The 25,086-nt window shown below is 39.5% G+C and carries 14 protein-coding genes; 2 read left to right on the top strand and 12 right to left on the bottom strand.

All coding sequences use genetic code 11. The annotated features are described in order from the left end of the window. Positions 1–113: 113 nt before the first annotated feature. The 11 genes from D0817_RS16930 to D0817_RS16880 all read right to left on the bottom strand — a co-directional run bounded on the left by D0817_RS16930 (position 114) and on the right by D0817_RS16880 (position 20,890). Entirely contained in the window at positions 114–2,774 is a 2,661-nt protein-coding gene (locus tag D0817_RS16930; RefSeq protein WP_127339560.1) for a glycoside hydrolase family 3 N-terminal domain-containing protein, read from the bottom strand. Positions 2,775–2,785: 11 nt separating this feature from the next. Continuing rightward, positions 2,786–4,978: a GH92 family glycosyl hydrolase gene (locus tag D0817_RS16925; RefSeq protein ID WP_238160898.1), complete on the bottom strand. Its 2,193-nt coding sequence runs from the start codon at positions 4,976–4,978 to the stop codon at positions 2,786–2,788. A 58-nt stretch (positions 4,979–5,036) separates the two neighbouring features. Next, the gene (locus D0817_RS16920) at positions 5,037–6,521 is read right to left on the bottom strand and encodes an alpha-L-fucosidase (protein WP_127339558.1); all 1,485 of its coding nucleotides are present in this window, start codon (positions 6,519–6,521) and stop codon (positions 5,037–5,039) included. A 33-nt stretch (positions 6,522–6,554) separates the two neighbouring features. Beyond that, positions 6,555–8,876 carry a beta-N-acetylhexosaminidase gene (locus D0817_RS16915; protein WP_127339557.1) on the bottom strand — a complete coding sequence of 774 codons (2,322 nt, stop codon included), beginning with the start codon at positions 8,874–8,876 and terminating at the stop codon, positions 6,555–6,557. 6 nt (positions 8,877–8,882) lie between these two features. After that, entirely contained in the window at positions 8,883–12,023 is a 3,141-nt protein-coding gene (gene lacZ, locus D0817_RS16910; RefSeq protein WP_127339556.1) for a beta-galactosidase, LacZ type, read from the bottom strand. A 336-nt stretch (positions 12,024–12,359) separates the two neighbouring features. Then, positions 12,360–13,382 (bottom strand): isoaspartyl peptidase/L-asparaginase family protein, encoded by a 1,023-nt coding sequence (locus D0817_RS16905; protein ID WP_127339555.1) that lies wholly within the window; start codon positions 13,380–13,382, stop codon positions 12,360–12,362. Between the two features lie 36 nt (positions 13,383–13,418). After that, entirely contained in the window at positions 13,419–14,495 is a 1,077-nt protein-coding gene (locus D0817_RS16900; RefSeq protein ID WP_127339554.1) for a putative glycoside hydrolase, read from the bottom strand. A 7-nt stretch (positions 14,496–14,502) separates the two neighbouring features. Beyond that, positions 14,503–15,573, bottom strand: coding sequence for a carbohydrate-binding family 9-like protein (locus tag D0817_RS16895; protein WP_127339553.1), 1,071 nt, complete (start codon positions 15,571–15,573; stop codon positions 14,503–14,505). Between the two features lie 3 nt (positions 15,574–15,576). Then, the gene (locus D0817_RS16890; RefSeq protein ID WP_127339552.1) at positions 15,577–16,542 is read right to left on the bottom strand and encodes a glycoside hydrolase family 130 protein; all 966 of its coding nucleotides are present in this window, start codon (positions 16,540–16,542) and stop codon (positions 15,577–15,579) included. Positions 16,543–16,730: 188 nt separating this feature from the next. Beyond that, on the bottom strand, positions 16,731–18,608 hold the full coding sequence (locus D0817_RS16885; protein WP_127339551.1) for a sodium:solute symporter family protein: 1,878 nt from the start codon (positions 18,606–18,608) through the stop codon (positions 16,731–16,733). 38 nt (positions 18,609–18,646) lie between these two features. Next, positions 18,647–20,890, bottom strand: coding sequence for a GH92 family glycosyl hydrolase (locus D0817_RS16880; protein ID WP_127339550.1), 2,244 nt, complete (start codon positions 20,888–20,890; stop codon positions 18,647–18,649). A gap of 122 nt (positions 20,891–21,012) precedes the next feature. Between D0817_RS16880 and D0817_RS16875 the strand changes: the two genes are divergently transcribed. Together D0817_RS16875 and D0817_RS16870 are read left to right on the top strand one after the other, a co-directional pair. Beyond that, positions 21,013–22,071: a sensor histidine kinase gene (locus D0817_RS16875; RefSeq protein ID WP_127339549.1), complete on the top strand. Its 1,059-nt coding sequence runs from the start codon at positions 21,013–21,015 to the stop codon at positions 22,069–22,071. A gap of 69 nt (positions 22,072–22,140) precedes the next feature. Beyond that, entirely contained in the window at positions 22,141–22,857 is a 717-nt protein-coding gene (locus tag D0817_RS16870) for a LytR/AlgR family response regulator transcription factor (RefSeq protein WP_127339548.1), read from the top strand. A 248-nt stretch (positions 22,858–23,105) separates the two neighbouring features. Here D0817_RS16870 and nagB read toward each other — a convergent pair whose 3' ends face one another. Then, positions 23,106–25,019 carry a glucosamine-6-phosphate deaminase gene (gene nagB, locus D0817_RS16865; RefSeq protein ID WP_127339547.1) on the bottom strand — a complete coding sequence of 638 codons (1,914 nt, stop codon included), beginning with the start codon at positions 25,017–25,019 and terminating at the stop codon, positions 23,106–23,108. Between the last annotated feature and the right edge of the window lie 67 nt (positions 25,020–25,086).

Raw genomic sequence — 25,086 nt, 5'->3', positions numbered from 1 at the left:
CCTTACTTTTTCAACCATAACATGTTATTAATCCAAACGATTCTTCAAATTCTTAAACGTATTCTTTACGAAATACTTAAATCATTGAATATCCTCTTTTTTCAATACAACTATTAATTGATGACCTTGAAGCTTTGTTTTTGCAGATCTGTTGAATTTCCGCCGACCATAACTTCAAAATCACCCGCCTCCACCACGCTTTTCATTTCTTTGTCCCACAGACTTAATTCGTCAGCTGTTAAAACAAATTCTACCTGTTTGGTTTCTCCTTTTTTAATGAATACCCTTTTGAACCCCTTCAATGTTTTCTTCGGAGTAGTGACGCTGCTGTATACATCATCGATATACAATTGTACTACTTCATCTCCATCATAATTTCCGGTATTTTTTACATTTACGGTAACTTTAAGTTCTCCGGTACTTTTAATGTATTTATTGCTTAACGTAAGATTTGAATATTCGAAAGTCGTGTAACTTAACCCATATCCGAAAGTATAAAGCGGATTTTCGCTTTCGCTCACGTATCGGTGAATCGCTGATGGTTTCTGGTTGTAATATATAGGTAGCTGCCCGACAGATTTAGGAAATGTAATTGGCAGTCTTCCGCCGGGATTGTAATTTCCAAACAGCACATCGGCTACGGCTTTCCCTCCGGCTTCACCTGGAAACCAGCCTTCTACGATAGCAGGAATATTTTCGCTGATCCAGTTTACGGAGAGCGGACGGCCGTTTAACAATACACAAACGACCGGAGTTCCTGTTTTCTGAATTGCTTCTATCAGTTCCTGCTGCATGCCGTGTAAATCCAAAGAAGCTACATCCCTGTTTTCTTCTACCAGTTCGTTCGATTCTCCTAAAACCACAATAGCAACATCGGCTTTTTTAGCAGCATCGATCGCAGGCTGTAAATTCACTCTTTCTAAATTCCAGCGCAGGTGGGCTCTGGCTCCCCAGCCTCCTTCCCACATTTCTATGCGGACTTTGTATTTTTTACCGGCTTCGATATTTTTGGGCGTGGTCACCATATTCGTGGCTCCTTTGGTCCAGTTGTCAATCACCAGCTGATCGTCAATCCACATTCTGATTCCGTCATCGGAACTTAGCCCCAGCCAGCCGTCAAATGCTTTTTCCGATTTTATAAAACCCGTCCAGCGAATCGAAAAATCATCATCTGCAACGCCGTCTCCCGGAGACCACGGCCAGTCGAATTCCAACTGACTGTCGATACGGGTCAGTGCCGGGCTTCCTTCTAAATTTCTATTATTGAAATATTCTCCTTTTAATCCGTTTTGAGATTCATCCGGCGTCAGCAAATAGGCTTTCGGAATGACCTGTCCCATTACGATCAGCGGTACACCTTCCTCATAAATTACGTTTGTCTTGGCACCTGCCACTTGTTTGATCCCTTCTAAAACCGTAGTTCCGATTTTGTTTTTTACGGCATATCCGCCTAATCTCGAGGCATTGGCATTTGGACCGATCACGGCCACTGTTTTGATATCTTTATTTAAAGGAAGCGTATTGTTTTCGTTTTTCAGCAAAACCATCGATTTAAGTCCTGCTTCTAAAGCAACAGCCTGATTTTCTTTGGTATGAAAACGGTCTTTGATTAAGTTCGTTGCCGTATAAGGATTTTCAAATAATCCCAGTAAAAATTTCAGACGCAAAACACCTCCCGCAGCACGGTCGATATCGTCCATGGTTAGTTTTTTTTCATTCACCAGTTCAATCACTGTTTTTTGCCAGAACTCGTTCGTAAAATCATAGAACTGCATATCGACACCAGCCTGAATGGCTACACGAATACTTTCTTTTGGAGAATCGGTCACATTATGCGTAGTCTGAAGGTATTTGATCGCTCCTAAATCGGAAACCACAATTCCTTTAAACCCCCATTCTTTTCGAAGAACATCTGTCAGCAGCCAGTGGTTTGCCGCGCAGGGAATTCCGTCTAATTCCGAATAGGCACACATGGTTCCTAAAGCACCGCCTTTTCTGAATGCTTTTTCAAACGACGGAAGATGATCTTCACGGGCCGAACGTTCTCCCACTAAAATCGGCGAAGAATTTCCTCCCGCCTGCGGAATCCCGTGTACCGCAAAGTGTTTCGGTTCTGCAATTATAGAACGGTCTGATTTTAAATCATCACCCTGCATTCCCTTTATAAAGGCCAGACCAATTTCGCTGTTTAAATAGGCATCCTCACCAAAAGTTTCGGCAACCCTTCCCCAGCGTGGTTCGCGGCCTAAATCTAAATTTGGACCTAAACCAAAATGTACGCCGTGTGCTCTGGCTTCGGTCGCAATAACTTGCCCGACTTTACCGATAAGATTGGTATCCCAGGTGGCTCCAAGACCAATATTCATTGGGAAAGCGGTGCTTCCGTCATCCAAATAGCCATGCAGCATCTCACACATAATAAGTGCCGGAATTCCCCATTTGTTCTTTTTAATCACCTCGCTCTGCAAATCGTTGATCATTTTTGCCGATCGTGGGTAAATGTCATGGATTGCCCCGATTCCTAAATTTCCAATCTTAACATCGGACTTTGATTTGGAAAAATCTTCTTTTTCCTTGAAGTATTCGCCTTTGTACATGTCCATCTGCCGTACTTTTTCCTCCAGGCTCATTCTGCCTAACAAATCTTTTACACGATCTTCAACAGGTGTTTTTGCATCCTGATACGGTAATTTTTTCTGTGCATACCCTTCGCTGTAAAAACTAAAAGCCATTACGAAAATAATGGCTGTTTTTTTCATTCTTAATCTTAACATAGTTGTGTTGTTTAGTTTTGTATCACTTTTAGTGTTTTTCCATTCACAAAATCATCATGAGAGATAAAATAACCCGGGAGTTTTTTTCCGTCTAATTCAATTGTTTTGATTTTGCCATCGGTATTTTTTTCCCTTTCAATTACAATACTTTTATTTTTATAATATTTTGAATCCAGTTGAATCGTTATTTTATCAAACATCGGTGTGGTAATCGTATAGACCGGATCGCCGGGTGCTATCGGATAAATTCCCATCATGGAATACACCAGCCAGGCCGACATGGTTCCGGTATCGTCATTTCCGGGCAGGCCTTTGGGTTGATTCTGAAAATAGTTCCTCACAAGTTTTTGGACCATTTCCTGACTTTTCCATTCGTCGCCTTTGATATAATTGAACAAATACGGATACGCGATGTCGGGTTCGTTGGCCATGTCAAATTGTTTGCTGTCAAATACTTTTTGCAACTGGCTGCTAAACGCCTTCTCACCACCCATTAATTGTATCAGTCCCCTGATATCATGCGGTACCATAAAAGCATATTGCCAGGCATTCCCTTCTATAAAACCAATATTTTCTTCAAAATTAGCTCCGGCAACAGGATCAAAGGGTTCGTACCATTTTCCGTCTGCCGTTCTCGGGCGCAGTAATTTTAAATTTTTATCGAATAATTTTCGGTACGATAGGGAACGGTTTTTAAAACGTTTCTCGTCTTCTTTTTTGCCTAAGGCTTTCGCCAAAAGAGCAATCGAATAATCGGACGCGTTGTATTCCTGTGTAGTAGAAACCGGTCCACGGTGATTGGTGCTCAGATAGCCTTTTTCGATATATTCTTTCAGTCCGGGACGCAACGGATTATTTTCGACCTGATCTGCTCCTTTCAGCATGGCGCCGTACGCTTTTTGAACATCAAAATCACGGATTCCTTTTAAGTAGGTATCTGCAATCACAATACTGGCGGGATCTCCGACCATGGTAAACGTTTCCGTTGCATTTAATTCCCATTTTGGCAACCAGCCGTTTTCATCATACATTTCGAGCATGCTTTTCACCATATCCGACTGTTGCTGCGGATAGGCCAGAGCCATCAGCTGATGCAGATTCCGGTATGTATCCCATAATGAAAATACGGTGTAACGGGTATTTTTGGTTGTCCCGACTTTCCCTCTTTTGATTTCCGGATATTCACCGTTATAATCATTTAAAGTATTGGGATGAATTAAAGTATGATACAGCGCCGTGTAAAAAATAGTCTTACCTTCTGTTGATCCGCCTTCGACCAGAATTTTCGAAAGTTCGGTATTCCATTCATCATAGGTTTCTTTATAAACCGCTTCAAAGGATTTATTTCCGGTTTCTTTTTCTAAGTTTTCACGGGCATTTTCGATGCTTACATACGAAACCCCAATTTTCACCTCAACGGTTTCTTCTTTGTCAAACTGATACGAAAAATAAGTTCCGATGCTGTCCCCAACGACCATTTTGGTGGTGTTTTCCATCATTCTGGCTTTCCCGTTATAGGTCATCCATTGGGCTTCTGTGCCTTCATATTTTGATGGTTTCTTCCAAACGCCAAACTGGTCGGCGGGTTTAGAAAATTTCGCCACAAAATAGACCGGATACGCCGCTTCGGGACTGTTATAACAAAAAGAACCGACACTTCTCATCCCTTCAATTTCTGAGGGAGACACTACTTTTACCATTGCTCCTTCTTCGTTGGTTAAACCCAGACCAAGATTTAAAAGCACATTCGATTTTCCTTTTGGGAAAGTAAATTTACTGACCCCTGCTCTTTTTGATGCCGTAAATTCTGCTTTTACGTTGTATTTGTCAATATTGACGCTGTAGTAAGCGGCCTTAGCCACTTCGTTTGAGTAGGTGGAGCCGTAAGTGAGATGATTGATTTCTACGGCTCCTGTTGTTGGCATTAACAATATAACCCCTAATTCGGGACAACCTACTCCACTTAAATTGACCTGACTGAATCCGGTCAGGAATGTATTTTCTTTTACATATGGGTTAGACAGCCACTGACTGTCTTTTTCTAATTTATTCTGCGATCCGGCTACGTTAAACGGGCTAATACTCGCCATTCCTCTTGGCGCAATCGGTCCCGGAAAAGCAGCTCCGTAATTTGAAGTTCCAATAAACGGATTTACAAAATCTGCCGGTTGCTGTGCAAAAACAGCTATGCTAAAAAACAGCATGTAAAAAAAACATGCTGTTTGTATTGTGATCCTTTTATTTAAAACCATATTCTAATTGCTATCGGTTAATGGCTTCCACTTTTAACGTCCAGGCTTCTTTTGCTGGTAAATTATTTCTTAAGCTTTCCGGAATTACAACTTTGAATCCCTGCGCTTCTTTGATCCATTTTAAGGCTGTTTTTGAACCCAACATGGTGATTTTGGTTCCTTTTTTAGGATTGATTGCTTTTACCACCACTTCCGCAGGAATTTTTGTTTCTCCTTCTTTCGCCAGATAAAACAGGAATACGTTTCCGGCTTTATTTTGCGTCATGCAAATGTTATTTTCCTTGAAAGGCTCGATTGGTTTGGTATTATAAATCCCGGAACTGTTTACTTTCATCCAGTCGCCATAGGCCTGCAGTAAATCATAAGCCCCCTGCTCCCATTCGCCTTTGGGGCTTGGAGCCACATTCAATAATAAGTTTCCGCCTTTTGCCACAACATCAATCAGCATGTGGATTCCTTCTCTTCCGGTCATGTATTTCGCACCCGGACTATACGACCATCCCCCGCCGGAAGTAATACAGGATTCCCATGGATAAGGCAATGTTTTTTCCGGAACACGGTTTTCCGGCGTTAAATAGTTTTGGTTTTTTCCGTGTACGGCTCTGTCGACCACGATTAATCCCGGTTGTTTTTGACGTGCTTTTACAACCAGTTCATCCATTTTTGGATCCTGATCTACGACCCTGTGTTTGATAAAACCATTTTTGGATTCGTTTTCAGCAAACTTTTCGTCGTAGTTTTCTTTTAGGTTTTGCTGGTCTCTTTTTCTCACCCATCCGCCATCTAACCATAAAATATCAATTTTACCGTAATCGGATAATAGTTCTAAGATTTGGTTGTGCGTGAAATCAACATATTTCTGCCATTTCTCCGGATATAATGCCGGATCGTAGTTTACATTTCTGTCGAATGGCGGAAAGTACGGATCCCAGTAATTTTCGTTATGCCAGTCCGGTTTGGAGAAGTACGCCCCAACGGATAAGTTTTCGTTTCTAAAAGCATTAAAAACTTCTTTGGCAATATTCGCTTTTGGATTTGTACTGAACGCACATCCGGCGTCTGTTACTTTATAATCGGAGTATTTGGTGTCAAACATATTGAAACCGTCATGGTGTTTCGTGGTAAAAACCATGTATTTCATTCCGGCATATTTAGCGGCTTTGGCCCATTTTGCAGGGTCGAACTTTATCGGATTGAATGTTTTTTTCAGGCCTTCGTATTCTTTTACATACGCGTTGTAATTACCCGGATTGCTTCCTTTTTTACGTTCACACCATCCATAATCTTCCGGGCAGATCGACCAGGATTCTACGATTCCCCATTCGCTGTATGTTCCCCAGTGCATGAGCAGACCAAATTTTTCGCCCTTCCAGGTGTCTAAATTTTTTAATACCAACGGATCGGTTTCCGGCACGTATCTTTCATCTTCGTAAATGGCTTGTGAAAACATTTGAACCGAAAATAAAATGGCGATTATGAATATTCCTCTTTTCATTTTTACTCTATTTATCATGTTTTATTTATTCTTTTAATTCACTAAAATTTCATCGACAAACAACCACGAGCTTTCTCCTTTCGGGCTCTTTTTTAAATTGCCTGCGATTACTTTTACATATCTGGCATTTTGTTTCGCAAAACTGATTTTAAAATCTTTCAGTTCCGAAGCAGGATTTACAGCATACGGACGCGCTATTTTTCCAACTTCTTTGTATTTGATGCCGTCACTGGATACCAGCACTTTCAGGAATAGGGGAAAATTAACCCCGGCGCCCTGGCTTTCGAGCGTTCCGATCGTTACTTCTTCGATACTTTCGACTTGATCAAGATCAACGACAAGTTCCATATCATTGACCAGCCAGGCCTGCCATTGCCCGTCATGGAAGTTTTTGCTTCCCCTTATGGCATTGACCATCTGAAAAGGGCCGTCTCCTTTGTAATTCTGATTAAAAGGCGTTAGATAATTCACTTTACGTCCCACTCCCTTGTGGAATACGATGCTGTCTGTGAACGTTTTTCCAACCGGTTTATCATTTTGAAATAAGGATGCTTTTAAAACCGTTGTTTCGGTAAACGCAATCGGACTTGTGTATTTTAAGGCATTATGATCGATATTTTTATTGCCTAAAACATAACGGATATCCGGGTTTGGAAATTCATTTTTTAAAGTCACATTAATTTTCTTCTGAGACATGTCTGCCGCTGATGAGGCCGTCACCAGATAAGCACTTTTTGCATAGTTGATTCCGAGATGGTCATAACGTCTTAATAATGAAGCTAATCTTCCGGTAAAATCTACCCAATTGCGACTTTCTTTCGTGCTCCATAAGGTTTCAGACAAAGCGGCTAATCTTGGAAAAATCATATATTCGGAATTTTTTGGCCCCGGTAAATGCTCTGCCCATAAATTCGCTTGTCCGCCTAATACATGTGCCGCTTCCTGAGGCGTCATTCCGGGAACAACAGGATCAAATTTGTACACTTCATTGAGTGGATTATAGGCATCAAAAGCAATGGGTTCTTCGTTTTGCGGGCCCTGGTAAAAATTAAAATAGCAAGGCGTTTCCGGCGTCATAATAACATCGTGACCTTGTTTTGCCGCATCGATACCGCCCTGTGTTCCTCTCCAGCTCATCACGGTTGCTTCCGGAGCTAAACCTCCTTCTAATATTTCATCCCAGCCAATGATTTTTTTGCCTTTCGAATTGATGTATTTCTCCATTCTTTTTACAAAATAACTTTGCAATTCGTGGGTGTTTTTCAAACCATTGTCTTTCATTCTTTTTTGGCAGTTCGGACATTTTTCCCAATTGGTTTTGGTGGCTTCGTCGCCTCCGATATGAATGTATCTGGAAGGAAAAATGGCAATGACCTCATCGATTACGTTCTGTAAAAATTCAAAAGTCGATTCCTTTCCGGCACAATAAATATCGGTAATAGGCCATAATCCGCCTGACGGAACTCCGATACGCTGATCGAAACACGCCAGTTCAGGATAAGAAGCAATCGCACTGCTGACGTGTGCCGGCATTTCGATTTCGGGAATAATTTCGATGTTTTTGGCGGCGGCATATTTTACGATTTCTTTTAATTCTTCCTGAGTCAGAAATCCGCCGTAAGTTCCTTTTTCATCCGGATTTACGGTAAGTCTGGCATTCCAGCTTGTGTTTTCCTGATCTACTCTCCAGGCTCCTACTTCTGTGAGTTTCGGGTATTTTTTTATTTCGATTCTCCAGCCCTGATCGTCTACCAGATGCAAATGCAGCACATTCATTTTGTGCATAGCGAGACGGTCGATAGTCTGCAGGATATATTTTTTATCAAAGAAATGGCGTGACAGATCCAGCATGAGTCCTCTCCACTGAAAACGCGGCTGGTCATTTATGGTAACAGCCGGAATTTCCCATCTGGCAGAAGTCACCACATACTGACTTTCTATCGCTTCGGGAAGTAATTGCCTGATACTTTCCAGGCCGTAAATAAAACCGGCATTTCCTTTCGCAGTAATAGTGATGCTTTTTGAATTTACGTCCAAAATATACGCTTCATTTTTTAAAGCCGGATCAACTTTGAATTGTACAAAGTTATTCGCCTGAATGGCAGTGGCGATTTCAGGTTTCCAGCCTGCAGCGGTTTCAAATTTCTGAATTAAAGCACTGGAGGCTTCTTTTTGAAAATCACCGCTGACCACAAATTTAGTTTCTTTGGAAAATTTAAAAACACCTTCTTTTACCACCAGCTGTGTGGGTTTCGGAATGATTTGAATATCTTTTTCGGTATAGGTTTTCTGACTGTAACCTGAACTTAAAACAGCCAGGAAGAGTATGACAAGGAATGGTTTTAATATCCTCATAATGAATTATTTTAGGGATGGTGTTATTTTAAACTGATACTGATAGGTTTTGTCTCTCAGGAGATATTTCTCCATTGGCCATGCCTGCCAGCTGTCGATACCGCCAACGCCCATTTGTTTGTAATCAATTTTTAAAGTGGTTAAATCTCTTTCTTTCAATTCGGCAGCGTGTCTCTGGTCTTTTTGCAGTCCGTCATCCAGGTCTTCGTTTAAAAAGTGCAAAGCCGTTGTCGCCAGTAACTCATTTGAGGTAACCGTTATTTTCAACTTCTCATTTGACAGCTCGAGCCAGCGAACATCCGTTTTATTTCCGGTTTCCTGCGGACGGATGTACGGATAATATTGCTCTGAAACCGTTTGATTGTAAAGACCAACCTGTGCACTGTAATTTCTGTCGATATAATTTTCGTGCGGCCCTCTTCCGTAATAGCTCAGCGTACTGAAATCTTTCGGCAAAATGATTTCCATCCCAAATCTTGGCAATACAGGAGTTTCTTTTGTCTTATCAATGTTCAGCTGTTCTTTTACGCTTAGTTCTCCGTTGCTGTTAATTTCATAATTTAATTCTAAAGTCGAAGAAACGGCTGGCAGATTATAGGTTGCTTTTACTAAAATGGTATTGTCTTTTGTAACGGAATACACCCAGTTTACCAATACAGGATTCTCTGTAGCATCTTTCCAGGCTTTTAGTTGTATCTGAAGATTCGCTCCGAAATCATTATCATTTGGGGATCTCCAAAAGTTGGGACGCAATTGATAGCCGTCTTTTAAAACAGGTTCGTTATTGAATATATACCCATTCAGAAATCCTGTCTTTTTATCGAAAGTTATAGTCGCTTTATCACTTTTAAATACGGTGCTGTTTGTTTTTTTCTCAACTGCAATTTTTCCTGTACCTTCAATTTTAATATCACTTTTCCATGTTCCTTTATAAGCTAATTGCTCTGTCGCAATTTGGAAACCTTTTGGCAAAAACGGCTCGTCCTGTTTTAAGTGATAGGTGATATTTACAAAAGCTTCCTGAAATTTTTTGTCTCCTACTTTAATTGGCAACGTATAGGTTTTTGATTGATTGGGATCAATGGCCAGATAATCGATAACGCCTGTGTCTTGCTTGATTCCGTCTAAAAACAACGTCCACTGCAAGGTTACATTGCTTAAGTCTTTAAATGAAAATTCGTTGTAGACTTTTATCGTTGCAGTGGCCTGATTATCCCAGGAAGTCAGGATATTCTGCATTACATTTCGCATTTCCAAGGCATGCGGATTTGGTTTTCTGTCTACTGTAAAAACGCCATTATTCACGAAGTTGTTGTCACTTTTTACATCTTTTGGTCCAAAATCGCCACCGTAGGCCAAAATACGGGTGCCATCAGCTGTTGTTTTATACACCGACTGATCGATCATGTCCCAGATAAATCCTCCCTGAAAGTTTGGGTATTTACGGATCACATCCCAGTAATCTTTAAAATTTCCCATGGAATTCCCCATAGCGTGTGCATATTCGCACTGAATATAAGGTCGTGACGGATTTGGATTGGCCAGAATGTATTCTTCCATTTTGTTGGGTGAACTGTACATCGGATCGATAATATCAGAGTCCCATTCAAATTTCAGGTCTTTTCCGTCCCAGGCTCCCGCAGTCGCTCTTTCGTACTGAATCGGTCTTGATTTATCCCTGTTTTTAATCCACAGATAACCTCTGTAAAAATTATAACCGTTTCCGGCTTCATTCCCCATACTCCAGATAATTACCGAGGTGTGATTTTTATCCCTTTCGATCATACGCTGCATGCGCTGGATGTGTGCCAGTTCCCAATCGGGTTTGTTGCCTAATGTTTTGGTAATATCATAGCCCATTCCGTGTGATTCTATGTTGGCTTCATCAACCACATAAATGCCGTAGGTATCGCATAATTCGTAGAAATATTCATCGTTTGGATAATGGGACATTCTCACGGCATTGATATTAAATTCTTTCATTAATTTAACATCTTCTTCCATGCGTTCTCTTGAAATCGTTTGTCCGGTTACCGGATCCACTTCATGTCGGTTTACCCCTTTTATGTAAATGGCTTTTCCGTTTACCAGAAGCTGTCCGCCTTTGATTTCTACTTTCCTGAAACCCACATTCTGACGAATGACTTCGACCACTGTTCCTTTTTTATCTTTTAAAATAAAATGGACCTGATACAGGTTCGGAATTTCAGCACTCCATTTTTTAGGATTGTTTACCGCGAAATCAAAAGTTTGTTTTTCGCTTAAAGCGGAAATATTTTTTGAAGTGACGATTTTAGCACCGTCTTTTAACTGAACCTCTAAAGTATAGCCTTCTTTTTTATCTAAGCCTGTAAATTCCGTAGCAATTTTAAGCGTTCCGTTTACATAGGAAGCATCTAGATCGGGAATAATTTCGTAATCTTTTAAGTGCGCTTTGTTTCGGGCCACCAGATAAGAATCCCTGGTGATTCCGCTCATTCTCCACATGTCCTGACATTCTAAATACGAACCGTCACTCCATTTCATTACTTTTAAAACGATGTTGTTTTTACCGGTTTTTACATATTTGTTCAAATTGAATTCAGAAGGTAATTTTCCGTCTTCGCCATAGCCCACATACACCCCGTTGACCCAAACCGTAAGATTTGATTTTGCGGTACCCACATGAAGAAAAATATCTTTTCCTTCCCATGATTTATCAATCGTAATTTCTCTTCTGTACACTCCCGTCGGGTTGTAACTTGTGGGAACAAACGGCGGATTGGGTTTCATTAAATAATCAAAATCATAAGTGGTGTTGACATACACCGGATATCCGTAGCCGTTTACATCCCAGCTTGCCGGAATTCTGAAATTATCCCAGGCCGCATCATTAAAAGTACTGTTTTCGTATCCCGTTGGTAAATTACCCGGGCTGTCGACGTATTTAAATTTCCAGGTCCCGTTTAGATTGAGGTAGTTTTTAGATTCTTTCCAGTCATTTTTAGCAGCCAGTGCTTCATTTTCAAAAACATAATAAGCAGCATGCATGGGCTCCCGGTTCTCTTCGTTTATTTTTTCATTCTGCCAAAAGGGAACTTTTTCCTGTGCGTTAACCGTCAGCATTGTAGTAAGGAATAATGATACTATGGATATTGTTTTTTTCATCTTTGTTTTTATTTGAACACATAGCCCGATAGCTATCGGGATAGATTTTAAAAGTCTAAAAAATGGTATGGCCTTTATTTAAATCTTTGTGAGAGAAAAAATCTATGTTTCTATGTGTTTAAAATTTATTTTCTGCTTGTCATTTCGACGTAAGGAGAAATCACATAAAGTGAAGACATACAGTACGTCGCTCTCTGGATGTGATTTCTCCTTACGTCGAAATGACATAACAAGTGCCTTTATAACAAATCGTCAAACTTTGTCGATCACCTAGTGTGATTTACTTCGCCTGTTCGCATCGCTCGAGTCTCCTTCGGTTGAAATGACAAACAGGTATTATTTATCCCACGACATTTTAAACTTCGCATCTTCCATTCGGTGTCCTTTTTCCTCGTCAGAAACGGCGTAGTTAAATCCGGATCTTAAGCTGTAACCGGCATGTTCCCCGTTTTTATTCAGGGCGATAAATCCGACCTGCAGGTATTCCATGTCTTTATGGTTTTTATGTTTGTTGTAAATACGTTCTGTAATTTCCTTGCAGGCATCAAAAGGTGATTTTCCCTGACGCATCAATTCGACTACCATGGCGCTTCCGGCAGTTCTGATTACTGCTTCACCTAAACCCGTTGCGGCAGCAGCTCCTACTTCATTATCAAGAAAAAGACCCGCGCCGATGATTGGGGAGTCACCGACGCGACCGTGCATCTTCCAGGCAGCTCCACTTGTGGTACAGCCTCCGGACAGATTACCGTCTTTATCTAACATTAGCATGCTTATGGTATCGTGATTTTCTATATTGATAACCGGTTTATATTTGGAATCTTCCAGCCATTTTTTCCAGTCTTTTTCAGATTCCGGCGTCAGTAGATTCTCTTCCTTAAAACCTTCGGCCAGTGCAAACTGAAGTGCGCCCTGTCCGGCCAGCATCACGTGAGGTGTATTCTGCAATACTCTTTTGGCTACCGAAATCGGATGCATAATGCCTTGCAGAAAACAAACCGAACCACAATTGCTGTTATGGTCCATGATGCAGGCATCCAAAGTTACTTTCCCTTCGCGATCCGGATATCCACCATAACCAACACTTCGGACATTCGGATCTGCTTCAGGAATTTTCATACCGGCTTCAATGGCGTCTAAGGCTGATTTTCCGGCTTGTAATTCTTTCCAGCTTTCCTGATTGGCAGGTAAACCATGGTTCCATGTTGAAATGATCACCGGTTTTTTTTGCTTTTTTATTGGATTTTCTATTTCTGTTTCTTCTTCTTTATTTTTTGCAAATCCGCTATAGCCTAAAACCGAACTTAGGGCCAGTGTGCCTAAAGTTGTTTTTTTTATAAAATCTCTTCTATTTGACATATGTTTACTTTTTAAATGAAATATACCGGAAAAATACTATTTTAAACTGGCTTTTGTTGCAGCGATGGTCTTTAAATTACCATCGGATAATGCATTCCCGTCAAAGAAAGAAACCCCTGTTGCACAGTTCTTTTTTGCCAGTAAAATGGCTTCCTTAAGTTCGGCATCTGATTTTAATCCCGGGATATAAATTCCCGTATTGATTTTTGTCTTTTTTCCTTCTAAATCAGTAACTCCCTGTTTTGTCGCATAACCCACCCAGTCAATTTGCTCGTTATAAAAACTATGGTAAATCATTGGATATACCTCATCGATATTCCATTTATCCCAACGCTGGCGCACCATGTGATCCGCCATTTCAGGATAAGGGAATACGGCTGCCGTTAATTTTACATGGTGTTTGTGCGCAATTTTATAAGCATCATCAACGACTGCTTTTATCGCATTTAGCCTGAAGTTTTTCCACTCCATGTCAATGGCCGTGTTGTGGCTTGTTTTTGGATTTTTATGATGTTCTTTTTCGAATTTACTGACACAGGCGTCACAATAGCAGAAATCAAATTGCGGTAATTCTTCGTCCTGCACCAAATTGTATTTTGGAAGTAAACTGATCGGCAAAAAGATGTCCGGAAAACGAATGTAGTCCAGATGTACACTTTCGATGCCTTCTACTTTAGCCAGACCTTCTACAAGGCCCAAAACATGCGCTCTGGATTCTTTTTTTGTCGGACAAAGCCATTGGTAATAGTCTACATAAGGGCGATTGTCAAAACAGGACTTTCCGTCTTTACTGACCTGATACCAGTCCGGATGCTGTAAGGCTACAGAATCGTTGGGGCGGTTCATGGCCATAATCCAGGCGTGTACTTTTAGTCCTTTTTCTTTGGCTATTGGCACTAATCTTCCTAAGAGTTTGGGATCGGTATTGGTATTGATCAAAACCTCATCGATACCGCCATCTTTGTATTTTTTGAATTCTTTGGCGTACTCTTCATCGGTTCTTTTGGCGTCGGCAGTAATCCATACCCCAAATTTAAAAGTAGTTTCCTCCTTTTTGGCACACGAAAAAAGACTTAAAGCCCATATAAAAAGTAATAGTTTTGGTAGTTTCATAGTCGGTTTAGTTGGTTATAATTTTACCATCTTGTCTGATAATAAATGTTTTATCTGAAAATGGACTTTTTATTGCAATATTAAATCCGGTGGCGTGGTTTTCCAGTTTCGGTTTTAAAACTTTAGTGTCAAGGCTAATCGGTTCTTTCGTTAGATTTGCCAGAGACGTTGCCCATGTATTGTTCTTTTGATAATATTCTTTTTGTGCCCTGTAAAGTGAGTACAGTTCCCATTTTACTTTTTCATCCTGCGGGATGGTAAAACTGTCTTTTCCTTCTTTGGAAGAAAAATAAACATAGCCCCATTTTTCCGGTTCATGCATATTGATGACGCCCATTGGCGACCACACCCAATTGTACTCCGGTAAAAATTTACCATCTGTACCTTTTTTGCGTTCGTACCCTTTTTCGGTTAAGGTGTGCTGCCAGTTTACTCTGGAAAAATTAACGCGCCAGAATTTATCTGCGGGTACATTTTTGTCAAAGTAAGACGTTTTATAAGATGCCCAGGGAATGGCCATTTCCAACACCCAGCCTTCATCAGTATCGTTGGGGTTATTCAGCGTTCCTTTGATTTTTACCGCGGATTTCAGCCCCGGAATATTCCAGTCGTTTAAAACAACATTATCATTTTCTCTGTAAGGTTTTGACAAAAACAGATCCCAGGCGGTATTTAATGCATTAATTTCTAATTCGTAATAATTAAAAGTGTCGCTATCGGGGTCAATAAAAACTTCAAAATCATTGTTGTAAAAAATAATCGTATCGCGTTGTTTTAAATTCGCCCAGACATGTGGTTCCTCAACCTTAGCTAAAATATAAAAATTGGTTTCATCCCAGAGCATTTTTACTTTTGTGCCATATTTCGGTTTTACGTTATTTTCGATATCTTCAAAAAGATCCGTCCATTCTGCTTTACTCCAGGCAGCATCCGAATCATCCCCATCAATTACAATTGAATTTGCTGTCTTTGACGCCACATACGTTTTAGGTGTAATCCCCTTGCCTGACTGAGCAAAGCCAGACAAAGAAAAACACCCTGCAATCAGTACCAATAACTTGCTTTTAATTTGCGTCATTTTTTATAAACTGTTATCTTTTGTGAATTGTATTACTTCACTTAATTTACCGAACGCCATGGCCACCACGGTATCAGCAGCACCATAATAAACGGCTAATTTATCTTCTTCCACATCATGCAAAGCGGCGCATGGGAATACCACATTTGGCACATCGCCCACCTGTTCGTAAAGCTCTGCCGGACCTAACAAATAAGGCTGTGTTCTGTATTTTACATTTTCAGGAATATCTGTTTCCAAAAGGGCTGCTCCCATTGCATAACGGAAACCGTTGCAGGTATTGATTACTCCGTGGTACAGCATCAGCCAGCCTTCTTCGGTAAGAATCGGAATTGGTCCTGCTCCCACTTTGGTACACTGCCAGGCACTGTCTTCAAAAGGAGTTGGTTTCATTACGAGTCGGTGTTCTCCCCAGTATTTCATATCAGGGCTGTAACTGATCCAGATGTCTCCAAAAGGCGTATGTCCGTTATCACTCGGACGGCTTAACATCGCGTATTTGCCGTTTATTTTTTGTGGAAATAAAACACCGTTTCGGTTGAAAGGCAGGAAGGCATTTTCGCACTGGAAAAATTCTTTAAAGTCAAAAGTATAACCGATACCAATTGTAGGTCCGTTATACCCGTTACACCAGGTGATCCAGTAACGGTCTTCAATAAATACCACACGCGGATCGTATTTATAAGCCGATTCAATCATTTCTGTATTACCCGACTGCATTACAATTGGTTCATGATTAATATCCCAATCGATACCATTTTTACTGAAACCGGCAAAAATATTCATTTGTACCGCTTTGTTATCACATCTGAAAACACCTGCAAACCCATCTTCAAAAGGTACAACGGCACTGTTAAAAATACTGTTTGAGGAAGGAATTGCATATCGGTCAATAATTGGATTTTCAGAATATCTCCACATTACATCATTACTGTTTTCGGGTCTGTCTTGCCAGGGAATAGTGCTCATTTTTTTATTTTTTTATTTTTTTATTGTTTGTTTATTCTCTCACTTTTGTCATTTCGAGGAACGAGAAATCGCACTAGAAATTCCACAATCTAAATCTCTAAATCTTTGTCAGGTTACGTGTGTGATTTCTCCTTTCAGTCGAAATGACAAACTGTATTTAACGTTGACAAAGCTCTTGCATCTTTTATCTAATCCGCTATTTTTCTAACTTTATCTAACCACGTAAATTTCAAAATTGTTGTCGTCACCAGGAAAACGGCCAGGGCCACGATTGCTTTTGGATAATCTTTGATGATAAAGAATATCGGAAGCAAAATCATACTCGACTGCCATACAATTCCGATGGCGCAATTGAGCATGTCCCTGTAGAAATCATTATTTTTTTCGAAAGTATGATCTTCTAATTTCAATGTTCTGTAGACCGGATTCCACCATCCCCAGGGTCTTACATTGGTATAAAAAGATTTTAAGACTTCCATATCGGTTGGTTTGCTCAGGAAAGTTCCCAAAAGACAGCCTAAGATAGAAAATCCAAATATGACAGGAAACAAATAAATGGCCTGCACTTCCGACAAATCATATAGGAACGATCCGGGTGTGAAATTTCCTTTATTCTGTCCCAAAATAAATTGAAAAGAAGCAACCAGTAATCCGGCAAACATTCCCCAGAAATAGCCCCATCCGTTAAAACGCCACCAGATCCATTTCAGGAAATTGGCTGCGACGTAACCTCCGTATAAAGCACTGGTAATCCATAAGGTCAGCGAGTTGATCGAGTCTGCAAAAAAGCCCATAAAAACCCCAAGTCCCACTACAAGGAAAGAAGAAATCTGGCTTACTTTGATGTAATGTGCATTGGTAGCCACCGGTTTGAAATATTTTTTATAAATATCATTGACAATGTACGCCGGGCCTGCATTTACGAAAGCAGAGAATCCGGACATGAAGGCTGCCAGTAGGCCCGCCAGTAAAATTCCTTTGATTCCAACGGGAATATATAAATTCACCACCTTTGGCATTAGTAATTCTAAATCGGCTCCGGTTAAACCAGTATTGGCATTTAATTCCGGTGCCAAATTCATCAGGGCAATGACCACAATTCCGGTGATTAACAAATACCTCGGAATGAATAAAATCAGATTGGTAAAACCGCTCATATAGGCCGCTTCTTTGACCGATTTGGTCGAAAGAATTCTTTGTAAATCATAACTTGGTGTCGGGCCTGCAATACTGGCAAAAAATCCTTTGAATAAAGTCATGCCTATAAAAGCACCAAACATTTTATAACCTTCAGAATCGATCAGGTGATTGAAGGTCTGAAATTTATCACTCCACTGGGTTTCAAACTGCCAGCCAAAGAAAACATTTTTCCATTCTTCAGTAATAACCGAATTGATCTGAATATCGGTATAATTGATAAAAGCATAACCGGCAATCAGGACACCGGCAATAATCATAATTAAATACTGCACGACTTCTGTGGCTACAACAGAAAACATTCCGCCTTTAACCGTGTAAATTGTAGTTAAAAATATAATAATCAAAGCATAAGACCGCTCTGAAGTCAGCAAAATCAAATCGCCATAATGAAGGGTTAAATCCCACGGAAGAATAATGGTGACAAATTTTCCGATACCTTCAAAAAAGTAAGCAATAAAACCAATGGTCGAAATGATGGCAAAAATAGCCACGATAATATGCGATGCTTTTCCGGCCCTGTCACTTCCAAAACGGGTTAGAATCCATTCGGAGCCCGTCATTACTTTTGATCTTCTGATCCAGACGGCCAGGAACATCATGACAAAAATCTGATTCCAGATCGGCCACAGCCACATAAACATAAAACTTTTTACGCCATACAAAAACAGCACGCCAATCATCCAGGAAGTTCCTGATACATCAAACATTCCTGATCCGTTACTTAGTCCAAGGAAATACCATTTGATGGTTTTCCCGCCCAGGAAATAATCATCTAATCCTTTTGATGCTTTTCGTGAAATCCAGATTCCTATTCCTACCGAGAGCAGGATGTAGGCTACGATAATTGATACGTCAATAATGTCCATTAATTTTATGTTTATTTATTAGTTAGTTACGCTGTTTTTTATTTTTTTATTCCCCAGTTTTTATTAGGCAGGGCTCCCATTACAAAATGAAGTTTCCCTCCTTTTAAAATCTGCTGATGTGTAATTACGGTCTGATCGAATGCAACGCCGTTTAAGGTGGCCGACTGGATGTAGAAATTCTTCGCCGAAACATTTTCTGCCTCGATGACAAAAGTTTTTCCTTCCTGAAGATGAATGGTTGCTTTTTCGAAAATCGGACTTCCTATTTCATATGCTCCCGAAGCCGGATTCATCGGATACAGTCCCATGGAACTGAAAACATACCAGGCCGACATTTGTCCGCAATCTTCGTTTCCGCTCAAGCCATTGGGTGTGGTATTGTATTGGGTATCTAAAATATGACGCACCCAGTATTGCGTTCTCCACGGCTGATTCGCATGATTGAACATATAGGCAATATGATGGCTTGGTTCGTTTCCGTGAGCATACTGGCCGATTAATCCGGAAATATCTGCCGAAACATTATTTCCGGTAATCTCCGAACTTTCGGTAAAAAGCTGCTCTAAACGTTTGGTAAAGATTTCATTGCTTCCATGTAATTTTATAAAATCTTCAACATTCTGAGGCACAAACCAGCTGTGCTGCCAGGCATTTCCTTCGGTGTAATCGGTATGTTCCCTGTGATTGGAATGTTTCGCATCGAAAGGCTCGTTCCAGGACTTCCCGTCTTCAGATTTTCCTCTCATGAATCCTGTTTTCGCATCGAATAAAAACTGGTAGGCTTTAGAACGTTTCAGGAAAAATTGATAATCATCATTTTTGCCCAACGCTTTTGCCATTTGTGCCACACACCAGTCATCGTAAGCATATTCTAAAGTGATTGTAACAGATTCATCTAATAAATTGTACGGGATATAACCGTATTTTTTATACAAATTCAATCCGCGTTCGTCCTGCATCATGGTCGCTTTCATGGCTTCGTAAGCTTTTTCGGCATCAAAACCTTTGATTCCTTTCAAATATGCGTCCACAATAACCGGAATCGAATGATACCCTGTCATGGTATTGGTTTCATTGGCAGACAACGTCCAGACCGGCAATATTTTTTTATTATCATAATACGCCAGCATCGAGTTGACAATATCTGAAGTTTTGTCCGGGGCCAGTAAAGTCAATAAAGGATTTTCGGCCCTGAAAGTATCCCATAGTGATAAGGTCGAGTAAGCGGTATAATCTTTTGCTGTCGCAATCTGATCATCCTCTTTTCTAAACTGACCGTTTTTATCACTATAGGTTACAGGGGCAACCTGAGCGTGGAACATCGCGGTGTAAAAAATTGTTTTTAGGGAGTCGGTCGGGGTCTCGACTTCAATTTTACTTAAAGCTTTATTCCAAATCGAAGCTGCCTGGGATTTTGTAGTATCAAAAGTTGATTTTTCGTCGTCTAAATTGGCTTTGGCATTGGCCACACTAACAGAAGAAAGGGCTACTTTTACCAATAATTCATTCGTATTAGCAGCTTCAAAAAATAATTGTGCGGCTGTATTTTCCCCATCTGCTTTAGTCCCGTTAATGATTTGTTTATTCGCCAGTAAAACGGATTCAGAAATTGGTTTTGAAAATTTTGCCACAAAAAATACTTTCTGGTTTTTAGCCCAGCCGGTACTGAAACGATAGCCGCTTATGGTATATTGATCTTCAATGGCAATTCCGGTTTTTACGGCTTTATCCCAATTAATGGCAAAACCAAGATCGATGACCACAGACTGCGGATCGTTTTTGGTAAAGGTATATTTGTGGAATGCGGTGCGTTGTGAAGAAGTTAATTCTACATTGATTTTAGGATCTTCAAGAAAAACCTGGTAAGTGCCCGGTGTTGCTTTTTCGTTAACATGACTGTATTTTGATTTATAAGGTAATTGATCGCGTGAAGTTGTTTTGGTTGTTAAGTCGAGTTTTTTATTGACAGGCATCAATAAGATATCTGCCAGATCGCCGATTCCTGTTCCGCTGAGGTGTAAATGACTGAATCCGGAAACGATAGAATCGGAATAATGATAACCGGAACACCAGTCCCAGCTCGAAATTCCATTATCGGGACTTACCTGAAGCATGCCGAAAGGAACAGTCGCACCCGGATACGTATGTCCGTGACCGCCAGTTCCTATAAAAGGATCAACATGGCCCACAAAAACATCTTTTTTGCTGTTATTATTATTTAGCTTTATTTTACAGCCTGTAACTAACAGGACAAAGAAAATAACTATAGTAAAGTTCCTCATATAAAACAATCTTAATTTAACTTTAAATTTATATAATTTCCATTTTTATTAAAACTAATTTAGACGGACAACACATAAACTTAGATAAACATCAAAAAAAGTCACAAAATACCACCAATAACATGATTTTAAATTCAGGCAAATTATACCGCATCCAATTGCAATATCACATTATCTTTTGGTTAACTTATTTCGTTTTTAATACGTTTCGCTGGGGCAGCTATTTTAACGATTATGCCTATTCCCTCAAAACAAATTTATTGGGTTTTCCCATACACATGGCACTTTGTTACCTGAATATCCTGATTCTGATGCCCAATCTGATTTATAGAAAAAAATACCTGCTGTATGTTCTTTCTATTTTATCTGCCATCTTTATTATGGTGGTGGTAAAATTCAATATGACCTATTTATTAATCACGCACAATGTCTGGCCTGAAGGACCTGAAACCATAGATAAATTAACGCTCAATTACACGATCGACATGATGATGGGAGAACTTTATGTCATGACTTTTGTAACGGCCATCAAGATTACTTTTGACTTTCTAAGGGAACAAAAAAGGGTAACCGACCTCGAAAAATCGCAACTGGAAACCGAATTACTTTTCCTGAAATCGCAGATTTCCCCACATTTTTTCTTCAATACGCTCAACAACATTTATTCTTTAGCAGTAGAAAAATCAGATAAAACGCCAAAAATTGTGCTCAAACTTTCAGAGCTGATGCGTTATATGCTTTATGACACGAAAAATAAAAAACAAAGCCTGGAAAACGAAATTCTTTGCATTCAGAATTACCTTGATCTGGAACGAATCAGAAACGGGGAAAGGCTCGAAGTAAAAATGTCTGTTTCGGGAGATATTCATGACAAGGAAATCAGTCCTATAATATTGTTGACTTTTATTGAAAATGCATTTAAACACGGCGTAAACAAAAACACCGGAAAAGTCACGATTGACATCAGTTTTAAGGTCAAAGAAAATTTCCTTCATTTTACGATTTCAAACCCTACACCGGAAATTACCGTACATAAAGACAATTTTAACAAGTCAAGTGGTATAGGAATTGAAAATGTAAAAAAAAGACTTGAATTAGGATATAATAAAAATGACTATAAGCTTTCTTTTAAGAATAAAAAGAATATTTTTGTCGTAAAGCTAGTGATTAAGGTATCTTAATTCAGCTTAAACTATTTTTTTATACTATCCCCCCCGGATTCTTTTATAAAGAATAAATACTATACTAAAATGAAAATAAATTGTTTGATTATCGATGATGAGCCATTAGCAATCAATGTTATTAAAAATTACTTAGAGGCCGTCGAAAATTTTGAGGTTGCAGCTACTTTCAGCAATCCCATAGAAGGCCTGAATTTTGTAAAAAACAACAAAGTTGATGTGATTTTTCTTGATATTAATATGCCGGTTCTGGATGGCATCAATTTCATTAAAAGTTTAGAAAACCCTCCGTTACTTGTAATAACGAGTGCTTATAGTCAATTTGCGATAGAAACCTACGAATTAGATGTGCTGGATTATCTGGTAAAACCTATTGAGTTTCCGAGGTTAATGAAAACATTAAATAAAATAAGCAAGAGATTAAGCAGCAGCAGTACTGCTACTCCCCTGGAAAGCAGCACTGAAAGCCCCTTTATTTTCGTTAAGATTGATAAAAAAAGAATGAAAAAAATCTTTTTTAATGAGATCCTGGTGATCGAGAGTTTAAAAGATTATTTAAAAATAAACACCCTGACAGGCAAATATATCATTCACAGCACCTTATCTGATTTTACAGATTTATTGCCCGAAAGAAACTTTTTAAGAATACACCGTTCCTATACCATAGCCATTGACAAAATTGATGCTGTTGAAGGAAACAGTATTGAAATTGAAGGACTTCGCTATGTCATTGGAAGATCGTATATCGATCATGTCAAACAACGAATTTTAAATTCTCCGATGTAAACGAAATACTTATTGAATGTTTAAAAAGCCGTTGTCAAGTTTTGAAACTTTGACAACGGCTTTTTTTTTTGATTTTGATGGAGGAATTACTTTGCGCCCTTCGACTTCGCTCAGGGAGACAAAAATTACGTTGAAAAAATCCACACATAAAAAAAATGCGACCCTAAGGCCGCATTTTCAACATACAGGTAACTAACCAAAATAAACCATTTTAAAAAATAATTTATTGTATTTTAAACCAATGAAAACTAAAAATAATAACGTTTGAATGCTTCAATAGCGGAATAATCTGCTAATCCTAGAGCATGATATTTTTCTGCTGTTAGTCTGTTTCTGTCTTCTACCCTTACCCAGAATTCACGACTGTCGTCTCCCTGAAACATAACTCCGTCTTTCTGAGACTGGTGATAGAAAATAGCATGACGTTTTTTAAGGACCTGATCAGGACTCATTGGAACCGCCATCTCAATCTGATAGGATTCCCACTCATGCCACGCACCGCGATACAGCCAAACCCAGCAATCATCCATATAACTTTTTGTTTTTAGTCTTTTTAAGGCTTCAAACAAACTATCGAGACACACTTTGTGGGTTCCGTGCGGATCTGCCAAATCTCCGGCGGCGTAAATCTGATGCGGTTTTATTCTTTCGATAATATCACACATGATTTCAATATCGGCTTCCGAAAGATTATTTTTCTTTACAGTTCCGGTTTCATAGAAAGGCAGGTCAAGGAAATTGACATTGCTATCCGGCAAGCCCAAATATCGGGTGGCTGCCAGCGACTCACTTCTTCTGATTAATCCTTTTAATTTCCGAACTTCCAATAAGTCAATATCATTGCTTTTTTTGCTTTTCAAAAAGTTGATGATATTTTCAGATTCCACAGAATTGGCATTTAATGCTTTTGAAATTTCAGCAAATTTCAGCGCTTCTTCATTCGAAACTGCAATATTTCCTGAGGTCTGATAAGCGATATGCACATCATGCCCCTGCTCGACGAGCCTGTCAAAAGTTCCTCCCATCGAAATAACATCGTCATCCGGATGCGGACTGAAAATGATGATTCTTTTTCTTTCCGGAGTGGCGCGTTCCGGTCTGTAGGTATCGTCAGCATTTGGTTTTCCGCCAGGCCATCCGGTGATGGTCTGCTGCATTTTGTTGAACATTTTAATGTTCAGGTCATAAGCTGTTCCTTCTTCTGTCAACAGACTCGACATACCGTTGTCGTTATAATCTTTATCTGTTAATTTAAGAAAAGGTTTTTTGGTCAGTTCACTTAACCAGGCAACGGCTTTCAGTTTTAGTTCTTCTGTCCAAACTACCGATTTAACCAACCACGGTGTTTTTACTCTCGTTAGTTCGGACGAAGCTTCTGTATCTAAAACAAATGTTGTGTTGTTGTGCTCTTGTAAATACGTTGCCGGTACGCGTGAAGAAATCTCTCCTTCTATAGTATTCTTTATAATTCCCGCTTTGCTGATTCCCCATCCAAGCAGTACAATCCTTTTGGCATTTTTTACCGTACCAATTCCCATTGTAATGGCTTTTCGCGGTACATTGTCAATCCCCAAAAACGAAGAGGCAGCATCTATACGCGTCAAATGATCCAGCGTGATACTTCTTGTTCCTGAATTTACGTGTGATCCGGGTTCATTAAAACCAATGTGTCCCGTTCTTCCAATTCCTAAAAGCTGAAAATCCAGTCCGCCATATGCTTTAATTTTCATTTCGTAATCGATGCAATATTGCTGTAAATCCTCGTTGCTTATGTTTCCGTCGGGAATATTGATATTTTCCGGAAGAATGTTCACATGATTAAAAAGGTGCTCATGCATAAAGTGATGGTAACTCTGAATATTATTTCGGTCCATCGGATAATATTCATCCAGATTGAAGGTCACTACGTTTGAAAAATTCAAACCTTCTTCTTTATGTAATCTAACTAATTCTTCATAAACTTTAATTGGAGAAGATCCTGTTGCCAGCCCTAAAACGCAAGGTTCATTTAATTCTTCTTTCCGTTGAATTATATTTGCTATTTCCTGAGCCACTAAAACTGAAGCTTCCTGAGACGATTCAAAAATCACATTGTGAATCTTTTCGAAACGTGTTTCCTCAAACTTTCCAGCTTCTTTAAAATGTATATCTTCTTTAATCATTTGATTCTAATTCATTTATTAATATGTTAAAATTAGATATTTATGAATGTAAAAAATTAAAAATTCG

This window comes from Flavobacterium cupreum (genome assembly GCF_003996965.1).
In the GTDB taxonomy this organism is placed as follows: Bacteria; Bacteroidota; Bacteroidia; order Flavobacteriales; family Flavobacteriaceae; genus Flavobacterium; species Flavobacterium cupreum.
Note: the sequence above shows the minus strand (reverse complement) of the source record. Positions and strands in the feature narration are given on the sequence as shown.